28 protein-coding genes are annotated in these 16,590 nt (G+C 59.7%); 14 read left to right on the forward strand and 14 right to left on the reverse strand.

The genetic code is table 11. From position 1 onward, the window contains the following. Positions 1-469: 469 nt before the first annotated feature. The 4 genes from EXZ48_RS34995 (at position 470) to EXZ48_RS35000 (ending at position 1,748) form a co-directional block, all read left to right on the forward strand. Positions 470-625, forward strand: coding sequence for a hypothetical protein (locus tag EXZ48_RS34995; protein ID WP_165909418.1), 156 nt, complete (start codon positions 470-472; stop codon positions 623-625). A gap of 116 nt (positions 626-741) precedes the next feature. Then, positions 742-1,188 carry a hypothetical protein gene (locus EXZ48_RS24900; protein ID WP_130519068.1) on the forward strand — a complete coding sequence of 149 codons (447 nt, stop codon included), beginning with the start codon at positions 742-744 and terminating at the stop codon, positions 1,186-1,188. A 161-nt stretch (positions 1,189-1,349) separates the two neighbouring features. Next, positions 1,350-1,556 carry a hypothetical protein gene (locus tag EXZ48_RS24905; RefSeq protein ID WP_130519070.1) on the forward strand — a complete coding sequence of 69 codons (207 nt, stop codon included), beginning with the start codon at positions 1,350-1,352 and terminating at the stop codon, positions 1,554-1,556. A gap of 24 nt (positions 1,557-1,580) precedes the next feature. After that, the gene (locus EXZ48_RS35000; protein ID WP_165909419.1) at positions 1,581-1,748 is read left to right on the forward strand and encodes a hypothetical protein; all 168 of its coding nucleotides are present in this window, start codon (positions 1,581-1,583) and stop codon (positions 1,746-1,748) included. A 25-nt stretch (positions 1,749-1,773) separates the two neighbouring features. Here EXZ48_RS35000 and EXZ48_RS35805 read toward each other — a convergent pair whose 3' ends face one another. Then, positions 1,774-1,899: a hypothetical protein gene (locus EXZ48_RS35805; RefSeq protein WP_256370923.1), complete on the reverse strand. Its 126-nt coding sequence runs from the start codon at positions 1,897-1,899 to the stop codon at positions 1,774-1,776. Between the two features lie 211 nt (positions 1,900-2,110). Here EXZ48_RS35805 and EXZ48_RS24910 point away from each other — a divergent pair, with 211 nt between their 5' ends. The 4 genes from EXZ48_RS24910 to EXZ48_RS24925 all read left to right on the forward strand — a co-directional run bounded on the left by EXZ48_RS24910 (position 2,111) and on the right by EXZ48_RS24925 (position 3,765). Next, positions 2,111-2,335: a hypothetical protein gene (locus EXZ48_RS24910; protein ID WP_207900489.1), complete on the forward strand. Its 225-nt coding sequence runs from the start codon at positions 2,111-2,113 to the stop codon at positions 2,333-2,335. A 131-nt stretch (positions 2,336-2,466) separates the two neighbouring features. Then, on the forward strand, positions 2,467-2,694 hold the full coding sequence (locus EXZ48_RS24915) for a hypothetical protein (RefSeq protein ID WP_130519072.1): 228 nt from the start codon (positions 2,467-2,469) through the stop codon (positions 2,692-2,694). Positions 2,695-2,890: 196 nt separating this feature from the next. Further along, on the forward strand, positions 2,891-3,478 hold the full coding sequence (locus tag EXZ48_RS24920; protein WP_130519074.1) for a hypothetical protein: 588 nt from the start codon (positions 2,891-2,893) through the stop codon (positions 3,476-3,478). A gap of 62 nt (positions 3,479-3,540) precedes the next feature. Then, a complete protein-coding gene (locus tag EXZ48_RS24925) occupies positions 3,541-3,765 on the forward strand; it encodes a hypothetical protein (protein ID WP_130519077.1) in 225 nt (74 codons plus the stop codon). A gap of 53 nt (positions 3,766-3,818) precedes the next feature. Here the strand turns inward: EXZ48_RS24925 and EXZ48_RS24930 are convergent, their stop codons facing one another. Both EXZ48_RS24930 and EXZ48_RS24935 read right to left on the reverse strand, forming a co-directional pair. Then, positions 3,819-4,112, reverse strand: a complete 294-nt coding sequence (locus EXZ48_RS24930; RefSeq protein ID WP_130519080.1) for a hypothetical protein — start codon at positions 4,110-4,112, stop codon at positions 3,819-3,821. After that, on the reverse strand, positions 4,109-4,432 hold the full coding sequence (locus EXZ48_RS24935; protein ID WP_130519082.1) for a hypothetical protein: 324 nt from the start codon (positions 4,430-4,432) through the stop codon (positions 4,109-4,111). Before EXZ48_RS24935 ends, EXZ48_RS24930 begins: the two co-directional genes overlap by 4 nt. A gap of 40 nt (positions 4,433-4,472) precedes the next feature. Here EXZ48_RS24935 and EXZ48_RS24940 point away from each other — a divergent pair, with 40 nt between their 5' ends. After that, the gene (locus EXZ48_RS24940) at positions 4,473-4,652 is read left to right on the forward strand and encodes a hypothetical protein (RefSeq protein ID WP_130519084.1); all 180 of its coding nucleotides are present in this window, start codon (positions 4,473-4,475) and stop codon (positions 4,650-4,652) included. Positions 4,653-4,853: 201 nt separating this feature from the next. Here the strand turns inward: EXZ48_RS24940 and EXZ48_RS24945 are convergent, their stop codons facing one another. From EXZ48_RS24945 to EXZ48_RS24980, 8 genes are all read right to left on the reverse strand, one after another. Continuing rightward, positions 4,854-5,996, reverse strand: a complete 1,143-nt coding sequence (locus tag EXZ48_RS24945) for a phage late control D family protein (protein ID WP_130519085.1) — start codon at positions 5,994-5,996, stop codon at positions 4,854-4,856. Positions 5,997-6,186: 190 nt separating this feature from the next. After that, positions 6,187-8,343, reverse strand: coding sequence for a phage tail tape measure protein (locus EXZ48_RS24950; RefSeq protein ID WP_130519087.1), 2,157 nt, complete (start codon positions 8,341-8,343; stop codon positions 6,187-6,189). 15 nt (positions 8,344-8,358) lie between these two features. After that, the gene (locus tag EXZ48_RS24955; protein WP_130519089.1) at positions 8,359-8,646 is read right to left on the reverse strand and encodes a phage tail assembly protein; all 288 of its coding nucleotides are present in this window, start codon (positions 8,644-8,646) and stop codon (positions 8,359-8,361) included. A 63-nt stretch (positions 8,647-8,709) separates the two neighbouring features. After that, complete coding sequence (locus EXZ48_RS24960) at positions 8,710-9,234, reverse strand: hypothetical protein (protein ID WP_130519091.1); 525 nt, start codon at positions 9,232-9,234, stop codon at positions 8,710-8,712. 99 nt (positions 9,235-9,333) lie between these two features. Beyond that, positions 9,334-9,762 carry a hypothetical protein gene (locus EXZ48_RS24965; protein WP_130519094.1) on the reverse strand — a complete coding sequence of 143 codons (429 nt, stop codon included), beginning with the start codon at positions 9,760-9,762 and terminating at the stop codon, positions 9,334-9,336. After that, positions 9,755-10,690, reverse strand: a complete 936-nt coding sequence (locus EXZ48_RS24970) for a hypothetical protein (RefSeq protein ID WP_130519096.1) — start codon at positions 10,688-10,690, stop codon at positions 9,755-9,757. Before EXZ48_RS24970 ends, EXZ48_RS24965 begins: the two co-directional genes overlap by 8 nt. Further along, on the reverse strand, positions 10,691-11,161 hold the full coding sequence (locus EXZ48_RS24975) for a hypothetical protein (RefSeq protein WP_130519098.1): 471 nt from the start codon (positions 11,159-11,161) through the stop codon (positions 10,691-10,693). 288 nt (positions 11,162-11,449) lie between these two features. Beyond that, a complete protein-coding gene (locus tag EXZ48_RS24980) occupies positions 11,450-12,766 on the reverse strand; it encodes a hypothetical protein (protein WP_130519100.1) in 1,317 nt (438 codons plus the stop codon). A gap of 216 nt (positions 12,767-12,982) precedes the next feature. On the opposite strand from EXZ48_RS24980, the gene EXZ48_RS24985 reads away from it, so the two are divergent. The 5 genes from EXZ48_RS24985 to EXZ48_RS25005 all read left to right on the forward strand — a co-directional run bounded on the left by EXZ48_RS24985 (position 12,983) and on the right by EXZ48_RS25005 (position 14,335). After that, a complete protein-coding gene (locus EXZ48_RS24985; protein WP_130519102.1) occupies positions 12,983-13,207 on the forward strand; it encodes a DUF2934 domain-containing protein in 225 nt (74 codons plus the stop codon). Positions 13,208-13,276: 69 nt separating this feature from the next. Next, positions 13,277-13,459 carry a hypothetical protein gene (locus EXZ48_RS24990; protein ID WP_130519104.1) on the forward strand — a complete coding sequence of 61 codons (183 nt, stop codon included), beginning with the start codon at positions 13,277-13,279 and terminating at the stop codon, positions 13,457-13,459. Positions 13,460-13,618: 159 nt separating this feature from the next. After that, the gene (locus EXZ48_RS24995) at positions 13,619-13,798 is read left to right on the forward strand and encodes a hypothetical protein (RefSeq protein WP_130519106.1); all 180 of its coding nucleotides are present in this window, start codon (positions 13,619-13,621) and stop codon (positions 13,796-13,798) included. Further along, positions 13,798-14,001: a ribbon-helix-helix protein, CopG family gene (locus EXZ48_RS25000; protein WP_130519108.1), complete on the forward strand. Its 204-nt coding sequence runs from the start codon at positions 13,798-13,800 to the stop codon at positions 13,999-14,001. The genes EXZ48_RS24995 and EXZ48_RS25000 overlap by 1 nt, the downstream gene beginning before the upstream one ends. A gap of 151 nt (positions 14,002-14,152) precedes the next feature. Further along, a complete protein-coding gene (locus EXZ48_RS25005; RefSeq protein ID WP_130519110.1) occupies positions 14,153-14,335 on the forward strand; it encodes a DUF1508 domain-containing protein in 183 nt (60 codons plus the stop codon). 97 nt (positions 14,336-14,432) lie between these two features. Here EXZ48_RS25005 and EXZ48_RS25010 read toward each other — a convergent pair whose 3' ends face one another. Genes EXZ48_RS25010 through EXZ48_RS25020 form a run of 3 tightly spaced genes read right to left on the reverse strand, consistent with a single transcriptional unit; the run spans position 14,433 to position 16,499 of the window. Continuing rightward, entirely contained in the window at positions 14,433-15,437 is a 1,005-nt protein-coding gene (locus EXZ48_RS25010) for an AAA family ATPase (RefSeq protein ID WP_130519112.1), read from the reverse strand. Continuing rightward, positions 15,437-16,255, reverse strand: coding sequence for a toprim domain-containing protein (locus tag EXZ48_RS25015; RefSeq protein WP_130519114.1), 819 nt, complete (start codon positions 16,253-16,255; stop codon positions 15,437-15,439). The genes EXZ48_RS25010 and EXZ48_RS25015 overlap by 1 nt, the downstream gene beginning before the upstream one ends. After that, positions 16,236-16,499: a hypothetical protein gene (locus EXZ48_RS25020; RefSeq protein ID WP_130519116.1), complete on the reverse strand. Its 264-nt coding sequence runs from the start codon at positions 16,497-16,499 to the stop codon at positions 16,236-16,238. Before EXZ48_RS25020 ends, EXZ48_RS25015 begins: the two co-directional genes overlap by 20 nt. Positions 16,500-16,590 lie beyond the last annotated feature (91 nt).

Genomic DNA, 16,590 nt, shown 5'->3' on the forward strand with positions numbered 1-16,590 from the left:
CGGCATCGTCGAAACGATTTATGGCGATCTGCTCCAATTGCGGGCTGGCTACTACGCCAAGATCGATCGACCCAACTAAAATTTCCCGCCAGCCGTTGCCGCATGTTCCGGCTGGCATTTGCCCCTGCGCGCCTCATGGCGACGGGGCCTTTTCTTCCAACACCGGAGGCCGCCCACCACCACCGTCGCCTACACAAGACGGGGCGGCCTCATACGGTCTTCGGCCGGCCGATCGCCATGCGAAAACCTTGGAACATCCGCCGGCTCAGCCGCTCGCCTTGAAATTAAGGCGAGCGGTTTCCGCGTTACTCAGCCGTGACGCCACCGTTACAACGCCAGGAAGTTTGTATGATACCATACTGATGCAATTTTAGGATGTCAGCATTAACCATTTCTTCACCTTCAAATTCCAGACTTTCTTGTGCCGCAAGCGCGGCGTGAAGCAACTCTAGGATTGGAGGACGAAGCGGTGAATAACAAGCAAGAAATCAACCATCTCCTGCTGATGGCCAAGCTACTAGCTTCTCAGCAAGATGATGGAATGCTCAGTTATTTTATCGGAATGGCGATCGAACAAAACCGGCAGACGCCAAGAAAGGTCAGCAAAACTGACCAAGCTGCTTGAGAGTTGCCTCCTGGACCTGGGTCCATGTTAATGGCGCAGCCCTTTTGTTCCGTCTCGTGCCATCTCGACAATCTCTCATCGCAATGGCAAAGTTTCCGCATCATGACGATGTAGCCATGGCCTCACAACCAATCTTGATCCACAAGCTCACGCCAGCCCAGATCGACCTCATCGATCGCTTGGCCTCACGCGACGACGTCCAAATGGACGGGCTCGCCTACCCGGATTTGGTTGCCTATCAGGAACTGGAGAAACTCGGTTTCGCTGAAATGCGCGTTGAGCCCCGAAGGAAGATCAGAATTGTTATCACGGACCAGGGGGCACAAGTCCGTGCCGCGGGCTACATCTCGAAGAAGCCCGTCGCCCGCCTTACTGAGCCACAGATTGCCGCTTTGCGCTTCCTCGCTGAAAGGCCGCGGCAATTCAACGATATCCCCGCCTCCATGAAAGACACGGTGCGCCGACTGCGGCTGCGCGGCTGGGCCGAGAGCCAAGAGGATGGGCAGTTCTGGACGAGGATCACTGCGGAAGGCTGGCAGCTCCTGAATCTACTCAATTATTAGCGGCATCTGCATAACTTCCCCCTCTTGATTTCAAGCGCCCCATTGTTCGGTGTCGGGTCTCGCCGATCTCCCGCGCCATCGACAACGGCAAATGGGCGACATATGGTTGAGGAACGCATCCGAGGAGGAAATCGAAAAGTCCACGAAAACGCGGAGCGCTCATGTCCCAGCACTACCATCAGATGCGCCACGGCGGGAACGAAGCTAAACGGTTGCTGCATGAGCGCCTTGCCCGTGAAGAAATCAGCGACGCGTCCTACGGCAAGATGGCCACAAACCATGACGACCGTACCTTCAAGATCGTTTGCTCCGTGCTCATGGTTATTTTCGGAGCTGCCGTTTTCGTTGTAACCAGTCTGGGATACTGAGAGGTGGCGATGTCTGGAGGTTTGGTGAACCTGATCGTGTTAGTCGCGATTCTGCTGATCTTCGCGAGCACGACCATCATCTTCTATGTCGCGGCGACCCGACGAGGCGGACGCAAGAGGCCGGGACTGGCAAAGCCCCCAAAGGCACACCACCGGCGGGTCAATCCGAAGACGGGCAGCCTATTCCCGTAAGCTCCTACACCCCACGATTGCCACCTCACTCGGTCCGATTGATTGCATGGGAGGTCGGCTGGCTTTCGGGGGCACCAGGCGTCCAGAACACGACGTACAGCGCGGCGAGCAGCAGCAGCACGCCGGAAATCGTTACCGCCGATCTGTTCATCTTGGCTGCTCCTTTCTCTCGGTTCATTGAACAATAGATATAGGAGGCGCGATTTGATTCGGAACGAGTCGGCGCTCATCGGTGCAAACTCATTGAAATCATTCGACGCAATTTTGCGTTCAGCACTCAACCCAAAACCGGGCCGAGCCCTCGACATCACCGCCCACTGGTGCAAATCTCACCCGCCACGATAGTTTGGAAAGCCCCAGCAATGACCAGGTCGCATAAAAAGGTCCCTATCACCGGCATCACGACCGCTGAAAGTGACAAAGAGTTCAAGAAGCGCGAACATCGCCGCGAGCGATCCGCGGTACGCGACGCCTTGGCGACCGGCACCGAACCGCCACACCCGAAGACGTTCGGCGATCCGTGGAATGGCGACAAGGATGGGAAGCGATACGTGACTGGCGATCAGGAAGCCGTACTGCGGAAGTGAAGCGACGCGAGCCGAACCATCGACAAGAATGACTCTCAGTGCGAGACTAACCCCCATGATCATCCGCCATCATCCTCTCCGACACATGCCCGTGCGCCATCGGGGCGCACCGGCTAAGTTCGGAGATAAAAATGGAACACGACGCTTCTTCTGATCGCGGCACGGTACTGCCTGCAGGGTCTTCTGCTCTCGTTGTAGAAGCGGGCGGCGTAATGTCGCTTCTGCTGGCAGACTATCCTGATGACGCAGAAATCCCGCTCTTGGTGCAAGTCCTAGCGGCCGTAGCGATTCATTCCACGGACAAGGATTGGATCGCTGAAGTGCTGGCGATCTTCGACGAAAAGCAAGCTTGGTCTTAGGGCGCGCCGGTTCGGTCGAACGCGAATGATCATCACCCTCGAACCGAAACTGCGGTGCGCGCGGTGCGGCAACCGGGAGGCCAATGACTTCGTGTTGGCGAAGATGGGGAGGGATTGAATGGGGACAGCATTGCGACGGGTATCGACACATGGTCAAACTCGCCGTAGGGTTGAATTCTCATCAAGGAGAAAGTCGATGACCCAACCAGTACCCCTCGGTGAGAATGCGTGGATTGGTAGGCACACGCTTATCTCCGCCGAGCGAGCCCATGCTCTTGGTCTGGTTACGCTCTATTGGAATTTCTGCGAGGCGGGACTCGCCGAGCTGGTCACGGACTACTCCGGTATGAAACCTGCCGATGCCGCGCATTTTCTCTATGGCGCAAACGCCGTATCCCTACTTGACCTGCTCCGTGGACTTGCCCGGCGAAATGAAAAGCGTCCTGATCTTCTGGAGGCCCTAGATCACGCGATAACCTGTGTTGATATCTGCCGCAGAAACAGAAATAACTTAGCTCACAGTTGGGTGAATTTCAAAGGTGATAAGCTATTTAAACCGAACCGCGCCAGAGGCGGCAACCCTTTCACAGAAGTTTTCTCCTTTGACCTGGGTGAAATCAGGGAGGTAGCTGAGGATTGCTACACTGCTGGACAATATTTGATGCATTTCGGCCTGCATCGGACCTATCTAGACCATCCGACGATAAGCGCGCCATTGCCAGAAAAACTTCAGATACCACAAACTCTGAAGAGCATTGATCGGATAGCTCCTGATACACCCTGATGCCTTCGGCCAGCATTGCTTTGCTTATATGGTTCATTCTGATTTTCCTTCATGGAGACAACATGACTGACGACGAACTGGTTGAGCGAGTTGCGCGCGCGATTTGCGCAGAGACCGGCAAGAGCCCTGACGAAGAGCTACAGAGCAATAAACTGGAGACTGTCAGGGAAGGATCGGCATTTGTGCAGCGCTACGTGACGCGACCTCGGTGGCACGACTTCCGCGAGGAAGCGCGCAAGCATATCGCTGCCTGGAAAGTTCTGCGCGCAGCGCTTCCAATGCCCTAACCGGAAGAGGTCATGCCGGAGTTGCCATTGACGCCGGATTGATAGCCAGTACGCTAGATCCCCGCCGCCCTCAACGCCTCTTGCTCGCCCTCGTAGAGCTCGACCCAACCCTCCTCGCGGGAAATTCGCCGATATGCCGCAAGGCCATCCTGGACGAAGGCGGGCCACGATTCGGCTGGCACCTGCACGGCCCGGCGCCCGTCTCGCAGGAGCGGCGGCCGAGCCTCGAGCTTGCCGTCCGGCCGCTGCACGACAGTGCAGCCCCGCATGGTCCACCCGCCGATTTCTACGTCGAATACCGCTTTCGTGCTGCCGCGTCCGGGCCGCATGTTGCTAACGTTGATCATGTCGTCTCCTTGTATGTGGTCACCGCCACCCGCAGCAACTCCGCTTCCATCACCGATGACAACGGAGCGGGCCGTGTCTCACCAGGCGTGCCGATCCGCGGCACTGATAGGGAATACCCATCGCCACGGCGGATGAGGGCGCAGCCCGGCAGTACCAGGCCAGCGACGTCGGCCGTGAATGTTGCGGAAATCCGTCCGCGTGTCGGATTCATGTTGGTGATTTTGATCATTTGGCCCTCGCTCTCAGGGTGATCAAAGTCGATCACCTCATCCCTGAATTGTTCTATTTGCCCAATTTCTTTTTTAGGAATTCGGCGCATAGTTGCCCTCGCAAGTTGCCCGAATCGAAGGAGGTTTGCCGTGCGTCGCCATGCGACAGAAATCGATCGTCTGCTCCGCCGCGTGCACGATCTGGCAGCGGAGGAAGGGCAGCATTTCCTCAAGTACCTTGCCGAGGTGGCTCTCTTGGAAAACACTTCGACAGGCGGCGCGGCGAACGAAAACTCTCTGCCGCGCCCGAACGCGTCGACGATAGATTAGCGGCTCAGCGTACCAAGACGCGCGAGCCGCCGGATCCGGGACGCGCCGGGGGCGTTCCGGATCCCAGCCCCCCCACCATGGGTCCCTTTCCAGCCTAAAAAAGCCCCCTGCGGGTCGGAAATCCCGGCGCTCGTCCAGGCACAGGTCGGCAACCTCAGCAACCCCGTTGCCGGTGTTGCCGAGCCTCCTGCGGCCTAACCGCTAATTCTCATCCGTCCGCCCATAGCGGCGCGTGTTCGTCCATTCGGTCGGCGTGGCCGGCGTGCCGTCCGGCGCGTTGTCGGCGACCTTGTCTTCAGTGGCGCTGCCACCCGTACTCTCGCTCCCGCCGCTCTTCTTGCTGCCCCCCGACTTCCCGTCGTACAGTTTGGCGCTGATCGCCGTGCGGTAGCCGTCTTTCTTGTTGTAGGTGTGCGTCGCTGTATCGATGATGTACGGCACACCATCCAATCCGGGCCGCACGCCCTCGAACAGCAGCGGCGCGCCGGCAACGATTGCTGTGTCGCCGGTCACGGTGACAGACGCCGCGCCTTCGCCACGCTTCAGGTCTTTGGCCTTGGACTGGGCGGCCTTGTCGGCCTCTGCCGCGTCGGCGTAGGGCTCGGCAATGCGATATACGCTGTCGCCGTCGGCATCGCTGTCTGCCTCGACCTCAATGCGTTTGGCCTGGTCCTTGTCTTCGTAGTACGCGACGACCTTCTGATATTTCGTCCGGTCGTTAGCCTCGAAGTTGCAGGTGCCCTGAATGACCCGCGGCGGCGTGACGACGACGGAGCCCATGAACGAGCCAGACGCCGCGTTGCCGGATCCGCGCTTGGAGAAAACCAAACGCCCGTCCTTGACCTTGAAGAGGCCGTTGTGGCGCTCGGCCAGGCGACGGAGAACGTGAATAGGCGTTTCGTCCTGCTGGCCGAACCATTCGTATTCGTGCTCGCCGATCTCGCTATCCACTGACGCGGAAAGCCCCATGTCGCCGGCAAGGTCGGACACGATGTCCTTGACCTTCTTCTTGTCCCAGTGCCGTTCCTTGCGTTCTTTCGCCTTGCTTTCCCGCATGTCGCGGGCCTTGCCGGAGATGGAGAGCGAGTACGGCAGGCACTTGGCGCTGACCTTGTCGACGACATATGTGCCCAGGCTGCGGGCCGCGCCGTAGCCTATGCGGATGTCTACGATGGCGCCCTTGCGCGGCAGGGCCAGGAACTGGGGCGGACCGTCGTTGAGTTCCATCTGGAACGTGTCGGATGCCAGGCCCTCCTTGTCCGTCACCGAAATGGAGACAAGGCGTTCGTAGAAGCCGCCGGCAACCGGGTTGCCGTCGACAGTGATTTGGACTTGGGGTTTCATATGCTACGCCTTTCAGGGCAATTGACCGGCCCCTTCCGCCACGGTTTTATGAGCGGCGAGAGGGGTGGATCATGGACTATGATTGGTCAGGAATGCGGACGCGACGAGTGCGAGTTGCACGCATGACGTTTGTGGCAGCGTTGTTCTTGCCGCCGCTGCTGGCTATTGCTGCTGCGCTCTCTGGCTTCGTCTAGTCGGTGTCGGCAGCCTCGACGGCGTTCTTCACAACTCCGCCGATGTCAGACATCACGGCTGCGGCTGTGTCCTTGGCGCTGGCGGCTTCGGTTATGTAAAAATTGTTGGTCTGGCGAAATTCCGGAGCCTGCTTATTTGTGACGCGCACGTCGGAAACGCCTCTGGTCGGCCCTAGCAACTGACCGATCGTGCCAGCATCCAGGGTTATTGGCCGATCGCCCGGCTGTGGACCTGCACCCAGCCCGGCGCGATGACGGCCACCTTCGAAGGCAACGCCGCGCCAAAGCGCGTTCTCGCGGTCAAGCGCTGGGAGCAGATCCGGATTCCCCTTAGTGGCGGACTCCATGGTGCCGTGAGGGACGGCGTTAAGAGCCTCGTAGCCGACCGATCCCGCAATGAAGGGAAGGCTGAAGCGCGCGCCCTTACCACCCCACTCAAGAGCTTTTGAGCCCCAGCGCCGCACAGCTTCGTAGGCCAGGATATCGAAAGTCGGACCGGAGTTCTTGCGACCCTTCTCTACCCAGTCCAGCGGACCGTTACCCGTCGGCTTGCTTCCCTTTGGCTTTCGCTTGCCGTCACGGTCTGGCAGATCCACGCCGTCGCCTGATAGTGCATCATAGATGCCCCCCAGACCCTTCAACGCCGCCAGGACGGTCGACGCTCCGGAGAGCAACATCATGGCGCCGGCGAGTTTCCGAATGGCACCTGCTACAAGGGCGAAGCCGATAGTCCATTTTAGAGCTTCGAGATAATATGGGCTCAGGTCGCTCAGAAACTTGACGACCGGATTGTCTCTGACTTCTTTCCCGAACTCGCGGATGGACTTTCCATATTCCTGAAATTGCCCGAATAACCTGCCATATTTATCGGCCGCACCGTCCGCGTCTTCTGCACCAAAAATGAAATCCCGGATGCCCTTCAGCGCATCGCTGCCGTCCGTGGCGCCAAGCCCCGAGAGGAAGCCGCCTATGCGGGACTGGAATTCGTCGAAGATCGTGAACCGGCTCCCGAGGGTATCCATCACGTGACCGAACTCGGCAATGCCCCCCTTAAGGGAAGGCAGCCAGCTAAGACCGATATCCTCGAAGACATACCCGATCTTATTGCGCAGGATCTGAAGGGCATTGGCCGTGGTGTCCGCGCGGGCCGTGAACTCACGGAAGGCCGATCCTGTGTATTTGGACTTGTCGGCAACAGAGTCGAGGGCTTTGTCCATCAGCTCGGTATTGGCGATCAACGGAGCAAACGCTTTCGCCTCATCGCCGAAGAAGCCGGACAGCAAGGAAATATGCTTATCCTTGGACTGCTTCGAAATCGCCTTCAGGACTTTCTTGACCGCGCCCGGAGCATCCTTCTGCATCTCCTTCGAGAGCGTCGGCAAGTCCAGCCCGAGAGCCTTCGCTACATCGCGCTGCTCCTTCTTCGCAAGAACCCCGGCCGTCATCTTCTTCGCCACGTTTTGCATGGCGGTAGCGGCGACTTCCGGCTGTGCGCCGGCGGCGATCATTGCGGAGCCCAGGGCCGCAACTTCCTCTTTAGCGAAACCGGCCATTTCGGAAAGCGAGCCTACCTTGAGGAGAAAGGTCGTTATTTCCGAACTCTTCGACGCCATGTTATTGCTGAGGTGGTTGACCGCATCAGCAAGATCGCCGGTCTCGGCAACGGTTAGGCCGAATTGGGTCTTGAGTTTCGCAAGGCTTTCGCCGGCATCTGCCGCAGTCATGTCGAACGCAATGCCGACACGTGACGCCATTTCGGCGAAGGCCTGAAGCTCGTTCGTCGCGATGCCAGATTCGCCGGCCGCCGCAAAGAGAGCTGCGATTTCCGTGCTGGCCATCGGAAGCTCCGTGGACATCTTCCGGATTGAGCGTGACATCACTTCGAACTGCGCATCCGAGGCGTTCACGACTTTCTTGACATCTGCGAAGGCCGACTCGAAGTCCATCGCCGCGCCGATTGTCGAACCGATGCCCTTGCTAACGCCGACGTATCCAGCGCCGAAGGCGAGCATTTGGGCACCAAATCCCCTCAACGGTGCCATCATCGCGGTCTGCTGGCGATCCAGGGCGGAGATGGCGCCGGAGACGCGGCGGACTGGGCCGGTCACCTGGTCCAGAAGCGTCAGTTTGAGGACGCTGCTTAGTTGTGCCATTGACCGGCCTCCTTTTTACTTCTTCACTTTGGCCATGTGAGCGGCAAGATGATCGGCGAGGCTGTCGAGAACCGGCTGTCCGTCAACCTCGTCGATTTCATCGACCACCGCACGGGGAAGGCCCGAGAAATGGGCGACGAGGTTCAGCAGGTCTTCACTGAAAGCGCCGAGCTGGCCCTGTGCGAGCGAGCCGACGGCGGTCATGACGACGGGATAGTCGCCAAGTCGGATGGCGCGCCAAGTAAGCGTGGAAACAGTCTCGGCGCCGTTGGTAACGGGCTTCTTGAGTTCAATGGAAGGCATGTGTGCTCCTAGAGAAAAGCCCGGCGCGATGGCCGGGCGATGGTGGACTGGTGTGGGGTGGGTTCAGGCCGCCGCCAGATCGGCCAGCGCCCGGACTACGGCGGCGTCGATCAGTGCCTTGATTTCCGATGCCGAGGTCATATCGACCAGTTCGGGGGCGACTTCCGCTCCAATAGAACTGCACCGCTGACGGACGCTGCCGCACTCGCTTCGCAGGAGCGCGATTGCGTCGTCGACGGTTACGACTTGAGTGCTTTCGCGCCCATATTCGATCTGTTTCAGCCTGGCAGCGTAGTTTTCCCTCACTGTTTCGGCGTCGGCCTTGGACCACAGCTCTTCACCGCCTGCGGACACTAGGGCCAAAGCGGCTTCTTGCGGGCCGTTGGTGTCCGCACTGCTGTCCGCAAACTGCCCCTGTGCGGACAGTGGTAACCGGTCACCAGAACGCCAGTTTACGTCGAGGTATGCCGGATCAATCGTTCCGTCCTTAAGCAGATGAATATGCTTGGTTTTCACCTTCCTGCGAACGACCTTGTCATCGCATCCGGCACGGCGTGCGAACTCACGTATTGATATGCCAAGAACCATGTCCGCGGACACCTTTTTGAACTACGTTATCGCCCAGAGCCGGGGGCTGTGTGACCGCTGGGCGGTCAAGAAGGGACACGATCCTTGACCTGGGGGGGGCTACCGGCGGCGCGCGTTCATCTCGGCGATCACCTTGGCCCAGCCCGTGAGCTCGGCCGGCTTCTCGCCCGTGGCTGCGGCGCCGTTCCGCTTGCCGTTGGCGCGAGCAACGACCTTGTCCCAGCCGTGTTGAAGGCGGCTGGGATCCTTGACCTCTTTACCGCTCATTCGCGCGGCCACACGGGCCCAGGCGGCTTTCGTCTCGGCCGCTTCCGCGGCCTCCCGTTCGGCGCGGCGGCGTGCTGCTTCCGCGACGAGGACGTCGTCGCGTGCCGTGACTGGTGCCGGCGTTGGTACTGCGGCGGTAGTCGCAGAGGGCTGTTCAGGCGGTTGGTAGCCGAAGCGGGCCTTGGCGATAGCGACGTTTCGCTGCGCCATCGCGACGGCCGCTGCCGCAATCATCTCTTTACGACGGTCGTGGTCAGACATCCGCGGCCTCCTTCGGTGCAAGGCTGTAGGAGAATTCAGCAACACGCTCGGGGCGCTTCGGTGCCGGCTTCAGTTCGGCGATAGCCTGCCTCGCTGCGTCATGGGCGTCATAGGCCGGCGTCCAATACGGTGTGGCGTCGGCGTCGAGCGGCGGGAGCACGATTTCGCTGGCGAGCGAACCGATGTGACGGCCGCCCGCATCGGGCAGAAACTTGGTGCGGCGGAAGCGTTTAAGTACGACCTCAAGAGTCCCGTGCTCAGACTGAACCACCCCGTAGGTCATCGGATTTTCGTCAGTATCAGAGCGGTCCCGCATCATGCCCCGGCGCCCCTTCTCGTGGGCGCGGACGTGTCGCTGAAGGTCTTCGCGAATGGGGGTAGCGCCATCGATCTCGGTCCAAAGATCAGCGATGTCCTCGCTCAAAACCTCCTGATAGAGATTTGCCTGCGAACGCGAATGCTCGGGACCTGCGAGAGCTGGCGCACCTGTCGGGCGGTCCTCATTGGCTTCGCGGACGGCCAGGGATGCCGCAGCGACCTCTGCAAGAAGGTCGCGGATCTGGAGGGCAGCCTTCGGATATTCACGGCGCAACCGCTTCTCGGCGGATTCGGACGCAGCCTTGGCATCGTCATAACGGCGCTGACGCTGATCAGCGGCTTCAGATTCGAGGGCCTCGGCGTGCTGCTTTTCCAGTTTGGCGATCACGGCCGTCGCACGATCCGCCTCGATCGATGCGTCGGTGATGCCGTCGTGGAGTTTTCGAAGTGCCGCGGGTGTTTCGCTCAGCAATGCTGCATCATATGCTGTTCTTGCCGTCTCAACGGCAGATTCTGCGGCCGTGAGATCGGCGCGTGCCTTTTCCAGCGCGACCGCAATGTCGCTGGAGGATTGGCGGCCAAGGCCAAAGAATTTTGTGACTTTCGACATTCAAGCTTCCTTCTTGTTGAGATCAGCGCGAAGAGCGCCGATGGTGGCGGCGTCGACGAACCGTGCAGAGACAGCGCCGCTGGCGGGTTCGTGTGCGCCGAAGACGACGATTTGATCGGCGATCGCAATAGTCGCGGCCGGTGGGGCGATGTGCACCGCAATGTCGGAGGCGGGAACTTCCTCGCGGAAGAGGAGATCGGTTACCGCCTGGTCGAACCGCGTACCTTCGCCGTCGGCCAGGGCCGCAAACGTTGACGTGGTTGCCGCGGCAGCGCCCAGGCTGGTTTCGGCGATGGACGCGATAAACAAACTGACGATTTCGTCGCGGGTGGCGCTTTCAGGGTAGCGGCGGCTGCCCTCGGTTTTCGAAAGAATCCCGGCATCCTGGAGGCGGGCGGCGATGTTTTGTGTGCGGCCAGGGCCGCGGCGGAGGTGGTGCGCGATGAGTTGCGCGCATTCGTGAAGGCGCATGGTTGCTCCTGAATTTTTGGGGGTTGCGAAATGGAAGGGCAAAAAAATGACCGCCTGCCTGCGGCCAAGTGCAGGCAGGCGGTCAGGTGATCGCGGACGTCCAAAGAACCGCGATCCACGGAGACTGGCCCCGCGTCGCGGGACCGCGCCGACGGGGAGATCGACCGTCGGTAGAAGGATAAACCGGCGGCGATTTCGGAATAGAAAAAGCCCCGTGCGAGACGGGGCCAAGTTGGGACATCGGAGAACGCCCTTATCTAAGGGGGCTGAGAATCGACCGAGTTGGTATTATGCGGCGATTTTTTCTGAAATTTTTTTCAGCGTCCGCTCCACTATCTTCCGGCCTTCATGCGATGCGGAGGACTCCGGATGCTCGAAACGCATGCCGATGGACCGGAAACTCGCGTCATCAAGGACCGCATCAAGCACTTCCAGGTCCACCTCGTCGATACCTGCGGCAGCCAGTTTCTCTGCGCGGTCCATTTCGGTCAGCACCTCATGCAATCCAGCGCTCGCCCCGCCCACGCCCTTCATTTCAGAAATTCCGGCGAGACGGCCGTAATCCGCGGCCACGCCATCGGGCAACAGCTTGGCGGGGGGCATCACCTTCGTGTTGGCAATGGCCGTTGCGAGGACGTTGTCATTTGCCACAGCCCGCGCCGTCCGTGGCGGCGAGGCGAGCGACCGAGGCGCGTTGGGGGACTGAGCGGATACATAGGTGCAGGCCGACTTCAGCCGCATGTACGCCTTGTCCTCCGCCGGCTGTGCTTCGACATGCTTCTCAGTTTCCGACTTCTCATTGTAGACCAACCCGAGCGGGTCGGCCGTGTAGGCAGGGCGGCGCTTTCGCCCCTTATAGTCGCCGTAGGCTACAAGCTCCCCATTGCGGAAGATGAGGCCGGTCAGTTTACCCCGCCAGTTCGTTGAGCCCCACAAGAGGTTACCCTCGATGAAGGAGAAGCCGCGACCAGCGTGCCGGAGCTCAACTCTTTCAGAATGACCGAAGCGGCATTTCTCGGTCACTACGTGTGGGCGATAAGCCGCGCCGAGGGCGTTCAGGTACTCTGGTATCGACGGCAGGAAGCTGCCCTGGTTGTGAACACGTTCGGCGCCCACGCCGGCGTCCTCGTTCTCGCCGACGGGCCGGTTGTCGTTGACGGCCGTGACGGGTGGGCGGAGGAGTTCCTTGACCAGACGCAAGGGGACGATGAGCGGCGACTTTTTTTCCACCATCCACCGCTCAATTCTGGTGGCGTGCTGGCCGTGCTTGTCTGCCGTCCCGGCGGCGTTGCGCTCTGCGAGCCAGCCAGGGGGCGGACCATCATTAGGAAGGCGGACGGGCACGCGAGGCTGGCGGGCCGTGATGCGCGAACCTATCCACTCCTTCGAACCGAGGTGAGGTGCAGAACGGAAGGGGCGAATTCGCTGCGGTGCGTAGTCTTTCCACTCAATGTGAGCGGGCTTGGGCGGGACGAGCCAGCCGCGGGAGTCGTAGCTTTCGCGACCGGCATCATGCGGGCCGCTCTTGCCCCACGCGCGGACGGTGGCGACAGAGGTGTAGAGCCGGTGCCCGACGGGCACGGCTTTGCTGCGGATAAAGGTCATGAGTTTCCCGATGTCTGGAAGAATATGGCGCCGCCGGTTCTCGGTCTTTGCGCAAGCGGAATCGCGGCCGTCAAACCGCAATTCTAAAGATAGTACCGTTTTACAAATTTGTCAAGCTTTTTGTTGACTTCACTCGCCGAATAGTGTATAGGCCGCGCCCCTTGCAGTCGATGGAACCAAAATCACAACGAGACGTTTGTGGCCGCGGAGGTGCCCATGGACAACAGAGAAGATCGAATTCGACGCCGTGCGTACGAACTCTGGCAGGCAGCGGGGTCGCCTCGTGGAGACGGGGCGGAATTTTGGCTGCAGGCCGAAGCGGAGGTCGCTCAAAGCGATCCAGCAATCGCCGAGGACACCCCCGACGCTGCCGCGCGCCGCGAGATTGAGCGTGAGAGGCCGGAGACCGTGCTGAAGGTTGGCGGGCAGAAGAAGAAATAGTCGGAGCCCTGCGGACTTGCGGACCGATAGTGCGCTACCCATATTGCGTTGCAGCACAAGGAGATTTGTATGACAATTAATTTCCGAAATCCCATCGCTGACCTCCGGAAGAGCACTGGATATGACCTTGATAAGCTTTCGCTGATCAGCGGGCTGACAGTCACGGAGATTGCGAAGCTGGAGAGCGGCGAGCTTATCGATCCGGCGAAGATCGCAAGGCTGTTCGCGGCGGCTGGGATCAAACAGGTCTGAGGGGAGAACCGAGATCACCCTTCTTTTCGAAACCCTCCAAAAATTGGAGGGTTTCTCGTTTTGTCGGTAAACCAGGCGGCCCACAAGAACGTGGGTGGTGCACTGTTGATACAATATTTAGAATTGTGACGGATAATGCCTCCATCTGGAGGTGAAGCCATGACAGATCGCATCTTGCGCATCGCATTCTTGATTCTGACGGCGCTTAGCATCGTGAAGTTGTTGCCCTTAAATGTCCCGGGTTTGCCGCTCGGCGGCTCAGACGCTAGTCAAATGGCAATTGTCGCCGGCACAGCCTGGCTGGTTGCCGAGGCGAGCAGCATAATTCGAGGTGAATAATGGCGGTACAAAATCGAATCTCCGTATCTTTCCCCGACCAGGAGTTCGACGTGTTGGAGCGATTGTCGGCGCAGACACAAAAGAGCAAAGCGGAACTCATTCGTACCATCGTGACCGAGTTCTTGCGTGAAAACCCCAATCGCTTTCGCCTGCCTACTTCGCTAGGCATCACTCGGGAGAAGAATCTTGTGCTGCCGGAGTAGTGAACCGACTTCACATTCCGGAGTATACTAACCGAGAACGGCGATGAATTGCGCTCTTCAATTGACTATTGTCAGATCACGTAAAACTCCGATTGCCAACACAACTCCTAAGCGATAGCGTTTGCAACGCTAGCTAGCAATGGAGGATTGAATGGCAAGCTGCAAAGATGGAAGCGGTGATACGTGGGAAATCTATCAGGCCAACGACGGTTGGCGGTGGAGAAGAACAGCGAGCAACGGCAGAATTGTCGGTGCGGCATCCCAGGGATATTCAAACCGGTCAGACTGTGTGGACAATGCGAAACGTAATGGCATGACCTGCAACCCTGCTTAAGGGGTACATACCCCCCCCCTCACTCTCCTATCTCTCCTCACTCTTGGGAAAACCAAGAGTTAAGAGTGAGGAGAGTGAGGGGGGTACACAGGGGGCGCTACCTTCCGGCCAACTTGTACTGGCCGTAACCGACTTTCTCGATCTCGCCTGCTTTCACCATCTGGCGAAGCAGGTACTTTACGTTGCCTTCCTTCATGCCGGCCTCTTTCGCGATTTCGGTTGGACTGAGCGCATAGGTGGCCTCAGTAAGAATCTCTAGGATCTTGCGCCGTTGGTCGGAACGCTTCACGTCATCGGCATCGCCGAGCACGGTCCAGACACCTTTGTCGAAGCGAAGGGCCTTCTCGATTTCTTCGATGTCGCGGCCACGCCCATATAGCTTCGGTCCGTCCGCCGTCCGGTTCAGAACGAGCGTCGTGTCGGCCGCACCAGTCAGGCCGTTAGTGCCGGAAACGGCCTCAAGAGGATCCTCCGCTTCGGCCTTTCGGACGTGGTGCACTACGACGAGCGCAAGGCGATGCTCGCTCGCATATTGCTGTAGTGGCGATATCGCATCGTAGTCCGCTGCATATGCATCCTGGTTGCCCTTCTTGGGTGGACGAACCATGGATAGCGTGTCGATGATGATCAGCTTTGGATCCTCTGAGGATTTCCGCCACGCATCAAGTTCCTCAATCAGGCCAGAACCGATCCTCGCCGAACGGGTCTGAAGAGTCAGGCGCGACATGTCAGGCCGAACCTGCGGCGGCGTAAGAACCACTCGCAAGCGGTCCTGAAGGCGTCGTCGATTGTCTTCCAGGGCGAGATACAAAACGTCCCCTTGCTCGCACTCGACGCCCAACGTCGTGCCACCGGTTGCGACGGCAACACAGAAGCCGAGCGCCATCCAGGACTTCCCAAGCTTCGGCCGGCCGGCGAGGATCGTTAGGCCCTCAGCAACATAGTCTTGAACAACATAGTTGACCGGCGGAAAATCCATGCCGAGGAGCGCCTCGGCGTTGATCGGGCCGGAGTCCGGTGAGGCCTTGTTGTCATTGGCCGCCTCGAGCTTGACGAAAGGCTCGCCCGGCTCCGAGGTTTTAATCTTCGGTAGCGGCGCCATTATGCGGCCTCCTTTACATCGGCGAAATCCTTGCCCGGCAGACCTGGCATGGTGAGCGTTACTCGCCGTCCGGCAGCGTGCCATCGCTCGCCCACCTCGTTCGCCGCCTTCACTCCGGCGGCGTCGTGATCGGCGAAGACGGTCAACTGGTCGATGCCGGGAAGCACGGGCAAGCCTTGCATGATGCTGGAGGAAAGGCACGCCCAGATCGGCCGTGCGCCCGTCGCCAGCGCTGTTTCGATACCTTCGGCGATGGAGATCTCGGTGGCACCAGGATCGTCATAGAGGCGCACGACGCCGCCGGAAGCGCGTCCATGCATCAGCCGGCCGGTCTTGTTGCCGTCCTGGTCGAGGATCGTCTCGTGGTAGCCGATCGGGCTGCCCGTTGCCGCGTCCGTGATGATGCCGATCAATGCTCGGCTCATCGGGCGGAACCGCCATCCGTCCCCGTCGTAGGAAAGCCCGCGGCTCTCCAGATATCGCTCGCCGAGGGTGCCGGCGATCGGGATGCATTGCGCCCATAGCCGGGCCATAGCTGCGATGCGAGCGGCCGAGCTTCCAGACGACACAGCTACTGCGGGTGCAGCTACAGCGACAGGACGCTCGTCGGACATGCCGAGCACTGCCTTCACATGGTCCTTGCAGGCCCGCCAGTCGTCGCCGGCAAAGCTGTTGACCGTAAAGGAACCGTCGGCGTGGAAGGTAACGGAGAGCGACCGGTCGCGCCTTGAATGACTGGGGCCGGGGCAGAGGATGCGGTTGCCGCGGGCGTCTCCGCCAAGAAGACGTGCGGCGGCTTTAATGTCGATTGCGGTCATCGGCGGTCACTGCCTCATATTGGTCGATTGCAAGTTTCGTGATTTCGGTGGCGAGAGCCGTGGCGAATGTCGCGACCCGGCGATGTCCGGACTGTGGCGCGAACGTCAGACGACGGCCGTCCCGCATGCGCAGGAGGCGCAAGCCGTACATTCTGACGCTGTCATTTAGTTGAAGGTCGAACGTTGCCAGCGCTCGATGGCCGTCGGTCGGCTCGTCAATCGGTTTAAGGTCTAGGATTTCCATGTGGCTCCTTTCAGATGGGCGCACGAAGGCGCTGCCCGCCGACTGGCGCCGGCGGGGTGATGGTGGTGCGTTTTTAACGTAGGGGTCGCCG

The organism is Shinella sp. JR1-6, from assembly GCF_004284735.1.
Classification (GTDB): domain Bacteria; phylum Pseudomonadota; class Alphaproteobacteria; order Rhizobiales; family Rhizobiaceae; genus Shinella.